Here is a 17,260-nt window from a genome sequence, read left to right on the forward strand (position 1 = left end):
GCGGCTGCGACCGCCGTTTTCGACACGGCGAGAAAATGCCTTTTCGATCAAAGGGCCTCCTACTGTGCATGGGGTTGTTTTTCGACTTTTGTTTTGGCCCTGCGCTCGCAGCGCAGCCGCATTGCCTGACCTTCGCGCATACACAGCATGCAAGCTTGCGCCTGTGGAAGCCGGCGCCTCCGTAGTACATGCCGAACGTCCCGCCGCCGGAGCAGCGCGCCAAGGAAAATGACAATCACGCTACCTGCCGCCGCGCGCGAGCCCGCTCCTCCCACCGCCGACGGCCTGCCGGCCGCGCAGCGGCGTTGGGCGGTCGCGGCGATCTTCACTGCGCTCGCGATGGCCTCGCTCGACACGGCGATCGCCAACATAGCCCTGCCCGCCATCGCAGCCGACCTGCACGTCACGCCGGAGCAATCGGTCTGGGTCGTCAACGTCTACCAGATCGCGCTGGTGGCGACGCTCTTGCCGCTCGGGGCGCTCGGCGAAATCGTCGGGCACCAGCGCATCTATCTCGGCGGCCTGATCCTGTTCACCATTGCCTCGCTGTTCTGCGCGGTGGCATGGTCGCTCGACAGCCTGTTGCTGGCGCGGTCCCTCCAAGGGTTGGGAGCGAGCGGCATCATGAGCGTCAACACCGCGCTGGTGCGCTTCGTCTATCCCGGCCGCATGCTCGGCCGCGGTTTCGGCCACAACGCGCTGGTGGTCGCGACCGCCTTCACCATCGGGCCCTCGATCGCCTCTGCCATCCTCGCGCTCGGACCGTGGCCGTGGCTGTTCGCCGTCAACATCCCGTTCGGCCTCATCGCGATCGGCATTGGCTTTGCCATGCTGCCGAAGACTCCGCGCGCCGATCACGGCTTCGACTTGCTCGGCGCGATCCTGGCCACCGCCTGCCTCGGCCTGTTCATCACCGGCATCGGCAGCGCCGCGCACAATCTGTCGCCATTCGTGGTCGGCATCGAGCTGGTCACCGCCCTCGTGCTTGGCGTGATCCTGACCCGCCGCCACGCCGATCATCCCGCGCCAATGCTGCCGATCGACCTGTTCGCCAGGCCGATGTTCGCGCTGTCGGCGGCAACGGCGGTGTGCTCCTTCGCCGTCCAGGGCCTCGCCTTCGTCTCGCTGCCGTTCTATTTCGAGGATGTGCTCGGCCGCTCGCAGGTCGAGACCGGCTTCTTCATGACGCCCTGGCCGCTGGTGGTCGGCATCATGGCGCCGATCGCAGGCCGCCTCTCCGACCGCCATGCCGTCGGCCTGCTCGGCGGCATCGGGCTCGTGCTGCTCGGTCTCGGCATGGCGCTGCTGGCGACGCTGCCGGCCAATCCCGCCATTGCCGACATCATCTGGCGGATGGTGATCTGCGGCATGGGGTTCGGCTTCTTCCAGGCGCCGAACATGAAGGCGGTGATGGCAAGCGCGCCGCCGCACCGCAGCGGCAGCGCCTCCGGCATCGTCGCCACCGCGCGCCTGACCGGGCAGACCACCGGCGCGGCGCTCGCCGCCGCCTGCTTCGCACTCGCTGGCCACGAGGGCGCGACGCTGGCGCTGGCGCTCGGCGCGGGCTTTGCCGCGCTCGGCAGCGTGATGAGCTTCCTGCGGCTCGCGGTGAAGTAAGGCCTCAGGCCGCCGTCACGCCGACAGCCACAGGAGCGACGGCCTCGCTGTCCAGCGCGGCCAGGCGCTGGTCGATCGCCGCGATGACCTTGCGCGAGTACGGTCCGAGATGCGCATAGGCCGCGATCATCTGCACGGCGATGCGTGCGGACGACGTGTCGCGCTTGGCGCAGTTCATGAAGGTCTGCCAGAGCGGCCCCCGCGCCTCGGGAAGCGCGGACACCACCTTGTGCACGGTCTCCATGGCCCCGAGCTTGGAGCGGATGTCACCTTCGGCAAGTTCGGAGCGCTGCCGGGAGCGGTCGAGCAGCGTCATCAGGCGGTCGACACGTGCTGCATAGGCCGCCGGGCTGTAGATGTGTTCCAGCACCCGCTTGTAGTCCGTCAGGATGTCACGCAACGGGCGGACCGGATCGAAATTGATGCCCGCCGTGCACTGATCGGCGCCAATCGTCGGCGCCACGTCGTGCCCGGAATGCAGCCGGCCTTCGCGCTCCAGCCGGCGCGTGAGCTGCGTGTTGGGCAAGGCATAGAGCAGGCCGACCATGGCGACGGGGATTGCCGCCTCCTCGATGAAGTCGATCATCGCCTCCGCCATCGAGACCTTTTCGTTGTCGAAGCCAACGATGAAGCCCGCGGTGACGAGCATGCCGGCGGCGTAGATCTTGTGGATGCTCTCGGCGATGTTGCGCCGCGTATTCTGCTTCTTGCGCATCGCGACCAGCGTCGCCGGGTCCGGACTTTCGATGCCGACGAAGATGCCGAAGAAATTGGCCGCACCCATCAGCTCCAACAGCTCCGGGTCGTCGGCGAGATTGACCGAGGCTTCCGTGGAGAATTCGAAGGGATAGCCGTGCGTGCGCTGCCATTCGGCGAGCTTCGGCAGGAACTGCCGCAGCGACTTCTTGTTGCCGATGAAATTGTCGTCGACGAAGTCGAGATGGCCGCGATAGCCCATCTTGTAGAGCGTCTCGAGCTCGACGAACATCTGCTCGATCGTCTTGGTCCGCGGCACGCGCCCGTAGAGCTCGATAATGTCGCAGAATTCGCAGGTGAAGGGACAGCCGCGCGAATATTGCACACCGAGATAGAGATAGTCCTCGAACTTGAGCAGGTCGAAACGCGGCACCGGCGTCTTGGTGACGTCGGCCTGGAACTTCGGTGCGGTGAAGAGGCCGGAACGCGCGCCGCTCTCCCAGGCCGCGATGAATTCGTTCATGACGCTCTCGGCCTCGCCGAGCACCCGGAAGTCGGCCCGCTCGTAGATGTGGGGGCTCGAGGTGGGGTCGGGACCGCCGACCACGACCGGCTTGCCGGCGGCGCGGCAGAGCTCGATCAGACGCAAGGTGTCGGCCTGCTGGGGCAACATTCCGCCGGTGAAGACGACGTCGGCCCAGGCGAGATCCTCCTCGCCGAAGGGTGCCGTGTTGCAATCGATCAGCCGGACGGTCCAGCTCTCGGGCAGCATCGCGGCGACGGTGATCAGGCCCAGGGGGGCGGCCGGGCGCTTGACGCCCATCACTTTGCAGGATTCGCCGAAGGTCCAGAAGGACTCTGCCGAGAACAGCGGGTAGAGCATCAGTACGTTGCAGGGACTCGGCACGTTCATGGAACTCCTTTTGCGTCGGCGCAGTGTACCAAAGCGCCCGCGACTTGCACCCCGGCAATAGGGACAAACTGTCGCCGCTGGGCAAGCGGCGCGGGGACCTGGAACCGGCATTCACAGCCGGACGTCGCCTCAAGCCGGGGATTGGCGCCCTCGGAACAAGGCCTCAACCCGAATCGATTGCGAAGGGATGAGCCAAAACGCCCTCCCGGTCCATACCCCAGAGCGGGGCCCATGCGCCCTGGCCGCGCTCGGTTTGTTGATTTGAACCTCGGACTGTTGATTTGAACCGTTCCAGTTTGCCGGACACATTGCGCGCCTGAGTTCAATCGGTGGATTGGGCCAATCAGGGGACTTGCGATGGCAAACCTAACAATCAACGGAAAAACCTTCACGCTCGACGTCGAGCCGGATACGCCGCTGCTCTGGGCGATCCGCGAGAATGCCGGCCTGACCGGCACCAAATACGGTTGCGGCATTGCACAATGCGGTGCCTGCACAGTTCACCTCGACGGCGTTGCGATGCGCTCCTGCGGCATCTCGGTCAGCGAGGCCGAGGGCAAGCAGATCACCACCATCGAGGGGCTCGCCTCGGGCAATACGCTGCACAAGGTGCAGGAGGCCTGGATCGCCCAGGACGTGCCGCAATGCGGCTATTGCCAGAGCGGCATGATCATGGCGGTGGCCGCGCTCTTGAACGAGAAGCCGAAGCCGACCGACGCCGACATCGACGAGGCCATCACCAATATCTGCCGCTGCGGCACCTTCCAGCAGGTGCGCGAGGCGATCCACACGATCGCGAGCGCGTAAGGAAATCCCCACATGAACAAGCATATATCGCCGCGGCTCAACCGCCGCGCCTTCGTCATCGGCACCGCTGCGGTCGGTGCCGGCCTTGCCATCGGCCTCGACCTGCCCTTCGGCGGCCCCGCCGTGGTCCGCGCCGCCGACGGCTCGCCGGAGATCGGCGCCTGGGTCGTGGTCAGGCCCGACGACACCGTGGTGATCCGCATCGCCCGCTCGGAGATGGGCCAGGGCTCGCTGACCGGCCTCGCCCAGCTCGTTGCCGAGGAGCTCGAATGCGACTGGACCAAGGTCACGACCGAATATCCGACCCCCGGCCAGAGCGTCGCCCGCAAGCGCGTCTGGGGTGATTTCTCGACCGGCGGCAGCCGCGGCATCCGCTCCTCGCAGGACTATGTCCGCAAGGGCGGCGCCACCGCGCGCGTGATGCTGATCCAGGCCGCAGCCGACGCATGGAAAGTGCCGGCGTCCGAATGCAGGGCCGCGAACAGCGTCATCACCCATACGCCCTCGGGCCGGACCACGACCTACGGCAAGGTCGCCGAGGCCGCGGCGAAACTGACGCCGCCGGCTGACGTCAAGCTGAAGGATCCGAAGGACTGGAAGCTGATCGGCAAGGGCGTCAATCGGCTCGACACGGTCGACAAGACCACCGGCGCCATGATCTACGGCGCCGACGTCAGGCTGCCGGGCATGCTGAACGCCGCGATCAAGGACTGCCCGGTGTTCGGCGGCAAGCTGAAGAGCTTTGACGAAGCCAAGATCGCCAACATGAAAGGTGTCAAGAAGGTGGTCAAGGTCGGCGACACCGCCGTCGCCGTCGTCGCCGACACCTGGTGGCACGCCAAGACCGCGCTGGAAGCACTGCCGATCGTCTGGGACGAAGGCGACAACGCAAAAGTCTCCAGCGAGTCGATTGCGAAATGGCTGGCCGAGGGCCTCGACAATGCGCAGCCGGCCTATGTCGGCAACAAGAACGGCGACGCGAAGGCCGCGATTGCCGGCGCCGCCAAGAAGGTCGAGGCCGTCTACTCCTATCCCTACCAGAACCACGCCACGATGGAGCCGATGAATGCCACCGCGCTCTACACGGCGGACCGATGCGAGGTCTGGTGCGGCACGCAGAACGGCGAGGCGGCGTTTGCAGCGGTGCTGGAAGCGTCCGGCCTGCCGGCCGAGAAGTGCGACGTGCACAAGGTGATGTTAGGCGGCGGCTTCGGCCGGCGCGGCCAGACCGACTATGTCCGCCAGGCCGTCATGATCGCCAAGCAGATGCCGGGCACGCCGGTCAAGCTGCTGTGGTCGCGCGAAGAGGACATGGCGCACGGCAGGTATCACCCGATCACCCAGTGCAAGATGACCGGCGCGTTCGATGCCAACAACAACCTGATCGCGCTGCACTACCGCCTGTCCGGGCAATCGATCCTGTTCTCGCTCCGCCCCGAAGCGTTGCAGAACGGCATGGATCCCGCGGCATTCCAGGGCGTCGCCCAATCCGGCGAAGCCGCATTCGGCTATTCGGTGCCGAACCTTCTGGTCGAGCATGCGATGCGCAACCCGCACGTCCCACCCGGCTTCTGGCGCGGCGTCAACGTCAATCACAACGCGATCTACATGGAATGCTTCATGGACGAGCTCGCCCATGCCGCAGGCCAGGACCCGCTCGAATTCCGCCGCAAGCTGATGGGCAACCACCCCAAGCACCTCGCGGTACTCGATGCGGTGGCCGAGAAGATCGGCTGGAACACGCCGGCGCCGCAAGGCGTCTATCGCGGCATCGCGCAGGTGATGGGCTATGGCAGCTATGTCGCCGGCGCCGCCGAGATCTCGGTGACAGAGGGCAGCAAGATCAAGGTGCATCGCATCGTCGCCTCCACCGACCCCGGCTACGTCGTCAATCCGGCGCAGGTGGAACGGCAGGTCGCCGGCTCCTTCGTCTATGGCCTCTCCGCGCTGTTCTACGGCGGCTGCACGGTGAAGGGCGGCAAGATCGAGCAGACCAACTTCGACACCTACAATTCGATGCGCATCAACGAGATGCCGAAGGTGGAGACGGTGATGGTGCCGAGCGGCGGGTTCTGGGGCGGCGTCGGCGAGCCGACCATCGGCATCGCGGCGCCGGCGGTGCTGAACGCGTATTTCGCCGCGACCGGCAAGCGCATCCGCCATGTGCCGCTGCGCGACCAGAACATCACCTTCGCGTAAAGCATGATCCGGAGAAGTGTGGAGCGGTTGTCCGAAAAGATCATGCTCAAACGTCAAATCGCGGCGGCCGTATCGGCCGCCGCAGCATTTTCCGGACAAGTCTCATGAATGCGCCGGTGACGCGGCGGAATGCCGTCCTCGGCATCGCCGTCGCGGCTACATCGCTCGCCGCACCTTCGATCCTGCGCGCGCAATCGGCGGGCCGCGTCGTCGTGGTCGGCGGCGGCTTTGGCGGCGCGGCTTGCGCCCGCGCGCTCGCGCGCGCCGATGCTAAATTACAGGTCACCCTGATCGAGCCGAACCAGACCTACATCTCCTGTCCCTTCAGCAACGAGGTGATCGCGGGCCTGCGCGAGATAGAGGCGCAGCAGTTCGGCTATGACAAGCTTGCCGCCGGGGGCATCGGCATCGTCACACAAGCTGCGACGGGCATCGACACGCAGACGCGTCGTGTGACGACGGGCGATGGCACCACGTTTGGCTATGACCGCCTCGTGCTTTCGCCCGGCATCGACTTCCATCTCGAGGCCCTGCCCGGCTACGACGGTGCCGCGTCGGAGACGATGCCGCATGGCTGGAAGGCTGGCGCGCAAACGCTTTTGCTGCGCCGGCAATTGGAGGCGATGGCGGACGGCGGCACGGTCGCCATTGCAATCCCGGCCAATCCTTCCCGGTGCCCGCCAGCGCCCTACGAGCGCGCGAGCCTGATCGCGCATTACCTGAAGTCGAGAAAGCCGCGGTCGAAAGTTCTGATCCTCGATGCCAAGGACGCCTTCTCGCAACAGCGGCTGTTCGAGAAGGCGTGGAAGGAGCTCTATGGCGACATGATCGAGCGCGTCGCACTGTCGCAAGGCGGCCGCGTCACCTCGATCGATCCGACGACGCGAACCATCGTCACGGAGTTCGGCAACTACACCCCTGATGTCGCCAACGTCATCCCGCCGCAGCGCGCGGGGCGCATCGCCGCCATCGCGGGCGCTGCGGACGCGACGGGCTGGTGCCCGATCGATCCCGTCACGTTCGAGTCGAAACTCGTTCCGAACGTCCACGTCGTTGGCGATGCCTGCCTCGGCGGCGGCATTCCAAAATCGGCATCCGCTGCGAGTGCGCAAGGCATGGCCTGTGCTGGCGCGATCGTGAATCTCTTTGCAGGCCGCGGGCCGGAGACGCCGCGCCTGACAGGCGTCTGCTACAACGTCGTCGCGCCCGGTTACGGCTTCTCGCTGGCCGGCAATTACGAGCCCAGGGGCGACATCTTCGCCGAGATCGAGGGCGGCACCACCAGCCCGGTCGACGCGCCGCCCGAACTGCGGGCGCGCGAAGCGGCAGAGGCGGAGCGCTGGTTTGAAGCCATCACGGCGGACACCTTTGGCTAGGGCAATGATGGAACGAGCCCGCCGCCACGACCACAGTGCGCCCCCTCCCCCGTCTGCGGGGGAGGGTTGGGGAGAGGGTGTCTCCGCTCGCGAGACCCCCCAAGAGGAAAGAGCCCTCACCCGGCGCTGCGCGCCGACCTCTCCCGCAAGCGGGAGAGGTAAGAGGAGCTTGCGGCTGGATCTCTCGTCTCACATTCCATCGGTCGTCGCTGCGGTGATTACGCTAAGCCTTGCACTTGCCGCTGGGGCGAGAGCCGAAGAGCTCGTACCCTACAAGATCGTCGGCGACGGCATTCCCGCCTCGCTCACCGGCTCACCCGGCGATGCCGCGCGCGGGCGCGCGCTGGTGCTCACTCGCACGACGACGTGCATCCTCTGCCATTCGGGCCCATTTCCGGAAACGCGGTTCCAGGGCGACCTCGCGCCTGATCTTGCCGGTGCCGGGAACCGGTGGTCCGCGAGCCAGTTGCGGCTTCGACTGGTCGATGCCTCGCGCTTCAATCCGGACACCATCATGCCGTTCTATTATCGCAACGATGGCCTCGTCCGCGTCGGACGCAACTTCGCCGGCAAGCCGATCCTGTCGGCTGCGGAGATCGAGGACATCGTGGCCTTTCTTGCAACGCTTCGGGACTAGGTTCATGCCAACGACGCGACGACAATTCTTGAACCTTGCCGGAGGCGTGACAGTCGCCGGCACGGTCCCGATCGTGACGCTGCGGCCGCTTCAAGCGACGCCGGCGATGCTCAACGCTGCGATCCGTAACCTCGTCGGCGAAGCCCAGCTTCGCAACGGCAGGATCAGGCTCGACATTCCGCCGCTGGTCGAGAACGGCAACACGGTGCCGGTGACAGTCAGCGTTGCGAGCCCGATGACGGCGGATGACCACGTCAAGAGCATCCACGTCTTCAACGAGAAGAACCCGCAGCCGAACATCGGCAATTTCTATCTTGGTCCTTCCGCCGGCCGAGCCCAGGTCTCGACCCGGATCCGGCTCGCCGACACCCAGAAGGTGGTCGCGATCGCGCGCCTGTCCGACGACACGTTCTGGCAGGTTGCCGCCGATGTCGTCGTGACGCTGGCGGCCTGCACCGAGGAGATGAACTGATGGCCGCCCTCATCAACGTTCCCTCGAAAGCCAGACGCGGCGAGATCATCGAGATCCGCACGCTGACCTCGCACATCATGGAAACGGGATTCCGCCACACCGCGGACGGCAAGCTCGTGCCGCGCGACATCATCACGAGCTTCATCTGCCGCTACAACGGCGCCGAGATCTTTCGTGCCGACCTGTTTCCGGCGATTGCGGCGAACCCATATCTGTCGTTCTTCACGGTGGCCAAGGAGAGCGGCAAGTTCGAGTTCGAGTGGATTGGCGACAACGGCTATTCGTCCACCGCATCGGCATCGATCACGGTCGGATGATCTCTTGGCGCGCGATAGCGGCGGCGATATTGCTCGTCACGGCCCCCGCCCTGCTCGCCGGAGAGATCCCGTCCGATGCGCGCCGCTCCGGCTATGCCTTCATGGGTCCGGACACCCGCGCGATGCAGGATGACGACACCGCCAATCCCGGCATGCTGTTCGTGCTCGACGGCGAGCAGCTGTGGAAGAAGAAGACCGGCAGCGCCGACAGGGCATGCGCCGATTGTCATGGCGATGCGCGCACCAGCATGAAGGGCGTCGCGGCGCGTTATCCCGCCTTCGACAAAGCACTTGCGCGCCCCGTCACGCTCGACCAGCGCATCAATCTCTGCCGGGCCAATCATCAGCAGGCAACGCCGCTACCTTACGAGAGCCGCGACCTGCTCGCATTGTCCGCCCTCGTCGGCCACCAGTCACGCAGCATTCCGATCACCGCCGGCGACGATCCGCAGCTCAAGCCGTTTGTCGACCAGGGCCGCGACCTCTTCATGCAGCGCGAAGGCCAGCTCAACCTTGCCTGCACCAACTGCCATGACGACAATTTCGACAAGCGCCTCGCCGGCGCCCCGATCACGCAAGGACAGCCGACCGGCTATCCGCTGTATCGACTGGAATGGCAGACGCTGGGGTCGCTGGAGCGGCGGCTGCGCAGCTGCATGAGCGGCGTCCGCGCCCAGGCCTATGATTACGGCTCACCCGAGCTGGTTGCGCTCGAACTGTACCTGATGTCGCGGGCGCGCGGCCTGCCGATGGAAACGCCGGCGGTACGCCCCTGAAACAGAAGCGGCCGGGCGATCGCCCGGCCGCTTCCTCAAGTGAAAGCCAGGCCTACTCCGCCGGCGCGGCCGACATCTCCGGATGCGCGGCATAGTGCTCGCTAGCGCCGAGCTTGCTGGCGGCGAACAGGCCGGCGGCCATCACGGCGTAGGCCAGCGCGACCGCGGGGGTCACGCCAAAGCCGCCGCCGATGCCGACGGCCTCGCCATGCATGAAGCCGAAATAGGTCAGGATTGCCCCGACCAGCGCAAAGGCGGAGGCCTTCTCGAAATCGCGCTCGATGATGAAGACACCAATAGCGCCGAGGATGAGGCCGCCGAGGATGGAGCCGCCGCCCATCACCTCGAGGCCGTGATAGAACACGCCTTGCTGCGGCAGCGCGGCAATCGCAGCCGTTTTGACCGCGTCGGCCTTTTCCGCGGCCATGCCGCCGACGGTTGCCGCCGCAGTCATGGTCGAGGCCAGCATCGTATCGATCTGCAGCTTGGCCCAGGCGGCAAGGTGCGGGGTCAGTGCCAGCACGATCGCAGGCGCGTGCTTGACCGGCGTGGTCTGGAACGCCTGCGCGCCGATCAGCATGCCGATGTAGAGCAGGATCGGCGAGATTGCGACGACGGGCACCAGCGCCAGCAGCACCGAAATGATGCCGAACCAGGACAGCACCACCACCATGACGCCGGTCGCAGCCGAATAGCCGATCCGGCCGCCCATCGCCTTCCAGCCGGGATGACCGATATAGACGGCGTTGATGAAGGGATTGCCCATCAGGCAGCCGATCAGGCTGACGACGCCGTCGGCGGTGAGCACGCGCCTGGTCGGATAGTCGTCTCCGGCCGCTTCCGCGCTCTCGACATTGTCCATGGCCTCGACGAGGTCGTAGACGCCGAACGGAATGGCCGTGACCAGGATGATGCCGAGGAATTCGAAGCCGGAGAAGACATAGCCCAGCGCCGGGATCGGCACCGAGAACCCGAAATTGGCAAAGGCCGCGCCAACACCCGCGATGCTCAGGCCGCCGAGGCCGAGCCCGAACAGGTTCGAGCCCCAGGCGATGATCATGCCGGCCGCGATCGCGACGAGGCCCGCGGGAATGCCGCGCCAATATTTCACGCCGCCGAACCAGCTCACCAGGATGATGGCGAAGCAGACGAGACCGATCTGCGGCGTCATGTACATCTCGAGCGCCGGCCGCATCGAGATGAAGGTGACGGAGACGCCCGCGAGCGTGCCGAGCAGCGCCGCGCGCGGCGTGATCTTGCGGATGAACGGCGCGATGAAGCCGCCGATCATTAAAATAAAACTCTGGAAGAATACCCAGACGAGACCCGCCGACCAGCCCTTGAGCGGATCGCCGGTCTTGAGCGTGATCGGCAGCATGATCACGAAGGTCACGATGAACATGTGCGGCACGCTGACGCCCGACGGCAGCGCGCAGACATCGTTGCGGCCGGTCTTCTGGGCGAGGCGGTAGGCGAGATAGGCGTAGTAGAAAGTGGAGAGACACATCATCAGCCCCAGCGCGGGCAGGATGCGGCCGAACACGAGGCTGTCGGGCATCTTCAGCACGAAGCGCAACAGGCCCGTGAGCACCAACATGTTGACGAGGATGTTGGTGCCGAAGCCGAACAACGCGTTCCAGTCGCCCGACGTCCAGAGCGCCGGCTTGAAGTCGGAGTTGTTCAGATCAGAACTGCCGGCCGCCCCCGTCAATGTGCTCATGACAATACCCCCTATGTGGTCGAAACCTTCATTGCCTCCAGAACTGCGGCTGAATCCGCGACCCAGCCGAAGATCCCGCCCTGGGCCTTGATCATCTTCAGGCCCATCTCGTGAAACTCGGGGAAGTAGGACGCGCAGCCGTCGGCGATGACGACGCAGCGATAGCCGCGGTCGTTGGCCTCGCGCACGGTGGTGTTGACGCACACTTCGGTGGTGACGCCGCACACCAGCAAATTCTCGATGCCGTATTTCTCCAGGACCTCGCCGAGCTCGGTCGCGTAGAACGCCCCCTTGCCGGGCTTGTCGATCACGATTTCGCTGTCGAGCGGATAGAGCTCGGGAATGATGTCGTGGCCGGCCTCGCCGCGAATGAGGATGCGCCCCATCGGACCGGGATCGCCGATGCGAAGGCTCGGCGCGCCGCGCTCGACCTTGGCCGGCGGCGCGTCGGAGAGATCGGGCAGATGCCCCTCGCGCGTGTGAATGACCAGCATGCCGGTGTCGCGCGCCGCCGTCAGCACCGCGCCGATCGGCTTCACCGCGCGCGCGAGCTGGCTGACGTCGTTGCCTAGCGTTTCGCCGAAACCGCCGGGCTCCATGAAGTCGCGCTGCATGTCGATGATGAGGAGCGCGGTGGCGGGCCAGTCGAGCGTGATCGGCTCGGGCTCGGCGCTGACGACGCCCCTTGTCGGCTTGGCTGAGTTCAACATGACGGCCCCGCGAGAACTCTCCTGAGCGGGAGTTCTGCAAGCGCCGTGCCATTGTGTACAATTGCGATGGGACGAGAGCCGCGAGGGAATTAGTTGCGCAGTCAGAAGGTTACGCCGGCGATCGGCGCCTGCTTATTCCCTGTGCGACGGCTTCGCACCGTGCATCTGCTTAAAGGATGAGCGGCCTCCGCTCGTCATTCCGGGGCGACGCGAAGCGTCGAGCCCGGAATCCATCGGGCGGCAGTGCGCGAGGTGAGATGGATTCTCTGATGCGCAATTGCGCATCATAGTTCGCGCTACGCGCGCCCCGGAATGACGAGCAGAGGCTACCGCCCCGCCCCATACAACCGCCGATGCTCTTCCTCATACGGGGCGTAAGACTCCTTCAGCGTTGCCGCGTTGAGCAACATGGTTGCGACCATCGTGCCCGCCTTGTCGAACACGCGCGTCTTGACCCAGGCGCTTTCGGTGCGGCGGCTGCCCGAGAGCGCGACGACTTCGCGCTCGACCTCGTATTCCTCGCCCTCGAAGAGCGGCCCCTTCAGCAGGCGGATCTCCTGGTCGGCGAACAGGCCGACTGCCGGGCCCTTGGCCGGCAGCGGATCGTCCTTGGAGCGGTACTGGAACAGCACGCTCAGCATCTCCATCGGGATGATGGGCTTGCCCCACGGGTTATCCGCGCCCGAATAGTACGGCGAGCTTTCGGTGATGACGGCGAGCTTCTGCCTCAGCGAGAACGGATAGAGATCGCCCATGTTCTGGTCGAACGCCATGCGCACCGATTGGCGCTTGCCGGTCACGCCGACTTGCACGTCGCGAAGGATCACCGGGTCGGCGAGCGGCTTAAGCTCACGCAGACGCAGACCAAGGGCTGTTGGGCTGTCGATGATGGAGGCCGTGCCGCGCAGCACCTCGGTGCCGTCCCGCTTGACCATTAGAATTTGACACTCCGGTTGCTCAGCCTCAGAGGCCATTAGGATCGCCTGCACCTCTTCGCCCTCGTAGCAGACGCTGCGATAGTGGGCAGAAAGGCAACCTCTTTCGAACCAGACCTGCCCCCATTGCCGCTCGCAAAGCGGTGCGAACTGGCTGAAATGCGTCGGGCCTTCGATGGTGCCGCCCTTGAAGCCGAGCTTCTGCGCGGTGGCGTCGTCATGGATCGAGGCGTGCGCGTCGTAGGTCTGCGCCTGCAGCATCTGGCGTGGCCGGCGCCACGGCCCGACCAAGGCGCCTCCGGTCTGAGTGATCTCGGTCTCGAACGCCATCATATTTTCCTCCGCGTGCAAGCCATGACTAGCAGGAGCGCCACGGATGCGGCCAGCGATATTGACTTCGCTGGCCCGTCCTTTTCACTGTCACAATTCGCGTCGCGCAGCCGCGATCCCTCCCGCAGCGCAAACCTCCCGCCGAACGAAAGACGAGGACTCCCGAATGACGCTGTTGCAGGTCGAGCTGGACGACAAATACCGGCTCGAATCGAAGCGGATCTTCCTGTCCGGGACGCAGGCCCTCGTCCGTCTGCCCATGTTGCAGCGCGAACGCGACCGGCTTCAGGGCCTCAAGACCGGCGGCTTCATCTCGGGCTATCGCGGCTCCCCGCTCGGCATGTACGACCACGCGTTGTGGCGGGCGAAGTCACACCTCCAGCAGCACGACATCGCTTTCGTCCCTGGCTTGAACGAGGACCTCGCCGCAACCGCGGTCTGGGGCAGCCAGCAGGTCGGCCTGTTTCCCGGCGCCAAGGTCGATGGCGTGTTCGGCATCTGGTACGGCAAGGGACCGGGCGTCGACCGCTCGGTCGATGCGCTCAAGCACGCCAATGCCGCCGGCACCTCGCGCAACGGCGGTGTGCTGGCGCTCGCCGGCGACGACCATGGCTGCCAGTCCTCCACGCTGGCGCATCAGAGCGAGCAGGTTTTCGCGGCGGCGCTGGTTCCCGTGATCAACCCGGCAACGCTGCAGGACTATCTCGATCTCGGTCTCTACGGCTTTGCGCTGTCGCGCTTCTCCGGCTGCTGGGTCGGCTTCAAGGCGATCAGCGAAACCGTGGAGAGCTCGGCGTCCATCTACAGCGATCCTGAACGTATCCAGATCAAGCTCCCCGACGATTTCGAGATGCCGCCCGGCGGCCTCAACATCCGCTGGCCCGACCCGCCGCTCGAGGCTGAGAAGCGCCTGTTCGGCCCCAAGATGGCCGCCGTGCAGGCCTTCGCCTGCGCCAATCAGCTCGACCGTATCGTGCTGGATTCCAAGCCCGCGCGGCTCGGCATCGTCGCCACCGGCAAGGCCTATCTCGATCTGCGGCAGGCGCTGGCCGACCTCGGCATCACCGACAAGGACGCGCAGGATCTCGGCCTTCGCATCTACAAGGTCGCGATGACCTGGCCTCTTGAGGAAAGCGGCGCCAGGCGTTTCGCCGAAAGCCTTCAGGACGTGCTGGTGGTCGAGGAGAAGCGCGGCTTCATCGAAGACCAGCTGATGCGGATCCTCTACAACGTCGATGCCTCAAAGCGCCCGACCGTCACCGGCAAGCGCGATGAGCGCGGCGCACCGCTGTTGCCGAGCGAGGGTGAGCTGACGCCGACCATTGTCGCTGGCGCGCTGGTGGCGCGCTTGCGCAAGCTCGGCCATCACAGTCCCGTGCTGGAGCAGCGCCTCGCCAGGCTCGAGGCCTTCGACAACCCGGTGACGACCAGCACGCCGATCAAGCTCGCGCGCACGCCGTTCTTCTGCTCGGGCTGCCCGCACAACACGTCGACGCGGGTGCCCGATGGCAGCCGCGCCATGGCCGGCATCGGCTGCCACGGCATGGCCCTGAGCATGCCGACCCGCCGCACGGACTTGATCTCGCATATGGGCGCTGAGGGCGTGAACTGGATCGGCCAGTCGCCCTTCACAAGCGAGCAGCACATCTTCCAGAATCTCGGCGACGGCACATACACCCATTCCGGCCTGCTCGCCCTTCGTGCGGCTTCGGCCGCCGGCATCAACATCACCTACAAGATCCTCTACAACGACGCCGTCGCAATGACCGGCGGCCAGCCCGCCGAAGGCGCCTTCAACGTCGCGCAGATCGCCCATCAAGTCTGGGCCGAAGGCGTCAAGCGGCTTGCGATCGTCTCCGACGATCCGAGCAAGTACCCGCAAGGCAATTACTTCCCGCAAGGCGCGACCATCCACCACCGCCGCGAGCTCGACGCCGTGCAGCGCGAGCTGCGCGATATCAAGGGCCTCACGGTCATCATCTACGACCAGACCTGCGCCGCCGAGAAGCGCCGCCGCCGTAAGCGCGGGCTCTATCCCGATCCCGCCAAGCGCGCCTTCATCAACGAGCTCGTTTGCGAAGGTTGCGGCGATTGCTCGCAGGCCTCGAACTGCGTCTCGGTGCAGCCGCTGGAGACCGAATTCGGCCGCAAGCGCCAGATCGACCAGTCGAACTGCAACAAGGACTTTTCCTGCGTCGAGGGCTTTTGCCCGAGCTTCGTCACCGTCCATGGCGGCTCGCTGAAGCGGCTGAAGACCTCGGCTGTGGATTCCGGCCAGCTGTTCGCGGATCTGCCGCTGCCGCCGGCGCGTGAGCTGGACGGGCCCTACAACATCCTCGTCACCGGCATCGGCGGCACCGGCGTCATCACCATCGGAGCCCTGCTCGGCATGGCCGCCCATGTCGACGGCCGCGGCTGCTCGGCGCTCGACTTCACCGGCCTGTCGCAGAAGAACGGCGCGGTGATGAGCCATGTCCGCATCGCACGGAGGCCGGAAGACATCTCCGCCGTCCGCATCACCACCGGCGGCGCCGATGTCATCCTCGGCTGCGACATGATCGTCTCCGCGGGCCCGACGGCGCTGAGCCGCGCCGAGCGCGGCTTGACCAAGGCCTACATCAACGCCGATCTGCAGCCGACCGCGAGCTTCGTGCAAAACCCCGATCTCGATTTCGAGATGGGCGCGATGCAGACCGTGCTCCGCGACGCTATCGGCGACAACAACCTCGACATCATCGACGCGACAGGCATTGCCGCGGCCCTGATGGGCGATTCCATCGCAACCAACCCGTTCATGCTGGGCTTTGCGTTCCAGAAGGGCGCGATCCCGCTGTCGCTGGAGGCCCTGCTCCGTGCCATCGAGATCAACGGCGCTGCGATCGAGATGAACAAGCTCGCCTTCACCTGGGGCCGTCTCGCAGCCCACGACATGTCGCGCGTGCGCAGCGTGCTTCAGTTCAAGGCGAGAGCGTCCGCGCCGGCGAAATCGCTCGACGACACCATCGCGACGCGCGCGGAATTCCTGAACTCCTATCAGGACAAGGCCTATGCCGACCGCTACATCGCAGCCGTCGCGAAGGTGCGCAAGGCGGAGAGCGCGGCTTCGCCCGGGTCAACCGAGCTCACAGAAGCGGTCGCAAAGAACCTGTTCAAGCTGATGTCCTACAAGGACGAATATGAGGTCGCCCGACTTTATACCGACGGCAGTTTTGCAAAAAAGGTGTCCGAAAAATTCGATGGTGACTTTACGCTGAAGTACCATCTGGCACCGCCGATCTTCGCCAAGCGCGACAAGACGACCGGGCACCTGCAGAAACAGGAATTCGGCAGCTGGATGATCCACGGCTTCCGCCTGCTCGCCAGGCTCAAGGTCCTGCGCGGCAGCGTGTTCGATCCGTTCGGCCGCACCGAGGAGCGCCGGACCGAGCGGAAGTTGATCGCGGATTATCTGGCGATGATCGATCAGCGGATCACAGGGCTGAAGCCGGAGCAGATCTCGCTGCTGACGCGGCTTGCGCGCGTGCCGGAGACCATCCGCGGCTTCGGCCACGTCAAGGAGGCCAACGTCAAGCTGGCGGCGACCGAGACGGCGCGGCTGGAAGCGGAGCTCGAGAACAGCCGCTTCGCCGCGGCTGCGGAGTAGCGGGGGAAGGCCCATGCTCTCTCCGCGTCATTGCGAGGAGCCCTTGCGACGAAGCAATCCAGAGTCTTTCCGCCGAGACAGTCTGGATTGCTTCGCTTCGCTCGCAATGACG

13 protein-coding genes are annotated in these 17,260 nt (G+C 65.5%); 9 read left to right on the top strand and 4 right to left on the bottom strand.

Annotated elements, in window-relative coordinates; all coding sequences use genetic code 11:
* The first annotated feature begins 228 nt into the window (after nt 1-228).
* A complete protein-coding gene (locus tag ABIA45_RS16235; RefSeq protein ID WP_404542811.1) occupies nt 229-1,617 on the top strand; it encodes an MFS transporter in 1,389 nt (462 codons plus the stop codon).
* Nucleotides 1,618-1,621: 4 nt separating this feature from the next.
* On the opposite strand, the gene ABIA45_RS16240 is transcribed toward ABIA45_RS16235, so the two are convergent.
* Nucleotides 1,622-3,226, bottom strand: a complete 1,605-nt coding sequence (locus tag ABIA45_RS16240; protein ID WP_271545606.1) for a B12-binding domain-containing radical SAM protein — start codon at nt 3,224-3,226, stop codon at nt 1,622-1,624.
* Nucleotides 3,227-3,583: 357 nt separating this feature from the next.
* Here ABIA45_RS16240 and ABIA45_RS16245 point away from each other — a divergent pair, with 357 nt between their 5' ends.
* The 7 genes from ABIA45_RS16245 to soxA all read left to right on the top strand — a co-directional run bounded on the left by ABIA45_RS16245 (nt 3,584) and on the right by soxA (nt 9,810).
* Nucleotides 3,584-4,033, top strand: coding sequence for a (2Fe-2S)-binding protein (locus ABIA45_RS16245; RefSeq protein WP_271545607.1), 450 nt, complete (start codon nt 3,584-3,586; stop codon nt 4,031-4,033).
* A 12-nt stretch (nt 4,034-4,045) separates the two neighbouring features.
* The gene (locus ABIA45_RS16250; RefSeq protein WP_404652804.1) at nt 4,046-6,232 is read left to right on the top strand and encodes a molybdopterin cofactor-binding domain-containing protein; all 2,187 of its coding nucleotides are present in this window, start codon (nt 4,046-4,048) and stop codon (nt 6,230-6,232) included.
* A 104-nt stretch (nt 6,233-6,336) separates the two neighbouring features.
* A complete protein-coding gene (locus ABIA45_RS16255) occupies nt 6,337-7,608 on the top strand; it encodes an FCSD flavin-binding domain-containing protein (RefSeq protein ID WP_404652806.1) in 1,272 nt (423 codons plus the stop codon).
* Nucleotides 7,609-7,801: 193 nt separating this feature from the next.
* Nucleotides 7,802-8,245 (top strand): sulfur oxidation c-type cytochrome SoxX, encoded by a 444-nt coding sequence (gene soxX / locus ABIA45_RS16260; RefSeq protein WP_271545676.1) that lies wholly within the window; start codon nt 7,802-7,804, stop codon nt 8,243-8,245.
* A 4-nt stretch (nt 8,246-8,249) separates the two neighbouring features.
* Entirely contained in the window at nt 8,250-8,717 is a 468-nt protein-coding gene (locus tag ABIA45_RS16265; protein ID WP_157280931.1) for a SoxY-related AACIE arm protein, read from the top strand.
* Entirely contained in the window at nt 8,717-9,034 is a 318-nt protein-coding gene (gene soxZ / locus ABIA45_RS16270; protein WP_404542820.1) for a thiosulfate oxidation carrier complex protein SoxZ, read from the top strand. The genes ABIA45_RS16265 and soxZ overlap by 1 nt, the downstream gene beginning before the upstream one ends.
* Nucleotides 9,031-9,810 (top strand): sulfur oxidation c-type cytochrome SoxA, encoded by a 780-nt coding sequence (soxA, locus tag ABIA45_RS16275; protein WP_404542822.1) that lies wholly within the window; start codon nt 9,031-9,033, stop codon nt 9,808-9,810. Before soxZ ends, soxA begins: the two co-directional genes overlap by 4 nt.
* A 52-nt stretch (nt 9,811-9,862) precedes the next feature.
* Here the strand turns inward: soxA and ABIA45_RS16280 are convergent, their stop codons facing one another.
* The 3 genes from ABIA45_RS16280 to ABIA45_RS16290 form a co-directional block, all read right to left on the bottom strand.
* The gene (locus ABIA45_RS16280) at nt 9,863-11,530 is read right to left on the bottom strand and encodes a regulator (RefSeq protein ID WP_404652809.1); all 1,668 of its coding nucleotides are present in this window, start codon (nt 11,528-11,530) and stop codon (nt 9,863-9,865) included.
* Nucleotides 11,531-11,541: 11 nt separating this feature from the next.
* Nucleotides 11,542-12,240, bottom strand: coding sequence for a cysteine hydrolase family protein (locus tag ABIA45_RS16285; RefSeq protein WP_225139651.1), 699 nt, complete (start codon nt 12,238-12,240; stop codon nt 11,542-11,544).
* Between the two features lie 326 nt (nt 12,241-12,566).
* Nucleotides 12,567-13,508: a hypothetical protein gene (locus ABIA45_RS16290; protein WP_404652811.1), complete on the bottom strand. Its 942-nt coding sequence runs from the start codon at nt 13,506-13,508 to the stop codon at nt 12,567-12,569.
* 163 nt (nt 13,509-13,671) lie between these two features.
* Here ABIA45_RS16290 and ABIA45_RS16295 point away from each other — a divergent pair, with 163 nt between their 5' ends.
* Nucleotides 13,672-17,148 (top strand): indolepyruvate ferredoxin oxidoreductase family protein, encoded by a 3,477-nt coding sequence (locus ABIA45_RS16295; protein ID WP_404652812.1) that lies wholly within the window; start codon nt 13,672-13,674, stop codon nt 17,146-17,148.
* Nucleotides 17,149-17,260 lie beyond the last annotated feature (112 nt).

This window comes from Bradyrhizobium sp. USDA 336, from assembly GCF_044908355.1.
In the GTDB taxonomy this organism is placed as follows: domain Bacteria; phylum Pseudomonadota; class Alphaproteobacteria; order Rhizobiales; family Xanthobacteraceae; genus Bradyrhizobium; species Bradyrhizobium yuanmingense.

Excerpts from the sequence above, each read along its gene's own strand:
- ABIA45_RS16235 (WP_404542811.1), top strand. The coding sequence starts at position 229 with ATGACAATCACGCTACCTGCCGCCGCGCGCGAGCCCGCTCCTCCCACC.
- ABIA45_RS16240 (WP_271545606.1), bottom strand. The coding sequence starts at position 3,226 with ATGAACGTGCCGAGTCCCTGCAACGTACTGATGCTCTACCCGCTGTTC.
- ABIA45_RS16245 (WP_271545607.1), top strand. The coding sequence starts at position 3,584 with ATGGCAAACCTAACAATCAACGGAAAAACCTTCACGCTCGACGTCGAG.
- ABIA45_RS16250 (WP_404652804.1), top strand. The coding sequence starts at position 4,046 with ATGAACAAGCATATATCGCCGCGGCTCAACCGCCGCGCCTTCGTCATC.
- ABIA45_RS16255 (WP_404652806.1), top strand. The coding sequence starts at position 6,337 with ATGAATGCGCCGGTGACGCGGCGGAATGCCGTCCTCGGCATCGCCGTC.
- ABIA45_RS16265 (WP_157280931.1), top strand. The coding sequence starts at position 8,250 with ATGCCAACGACGCGACGACAATTCTTGAACCTTGCCGGAGGCGTGACA.
- soxZ (WP_404542820.1), top strand. The coding sequence starts at position 8,717 with ATGGCCGCCCTCATCAACGTTCCCTCGAAAGCCAGACGCGGCGAGATC.
- soxA (WP_404542822.1), top strand. The coding sequence starts at position 9,031 with ATGATCTCTTGGCGCGCGATAGCGGCGGCGATATTGCTCGTCACGGCC.
- ABIA45_RS16280 (WP_404652809.1), bottom strand. The coding sequence starts at position 11,530 with ATGAGCACATTGACGGGGGCGGCCGGCAGTTCTGATCTGAACAACTCC.
- ABIA45_RS16285 (WP_225139651.1), bottom strand. The coding sequence starts at position 12,240 with ATGTTGAACTCAGCCAAGCCGACAAGGGGCGTCGTCAGCGCCGAGCCC.
- ABIA45_RS16290 (WP_404652811.1), bottom strand. The coding sequence starts at position 13,508 with ATGATGGCGTTCGAGACCGAGATCACTCAGACCGGAGGCGCCTTGGTC.
- ABIA45_RS16295 (WP_404652812.1), top strand. The coding sequence starts at position 13,672 with ATGACGCTGTTGCAGGTCGAGCTGGACGACAAATACCGGCTCGAATCG.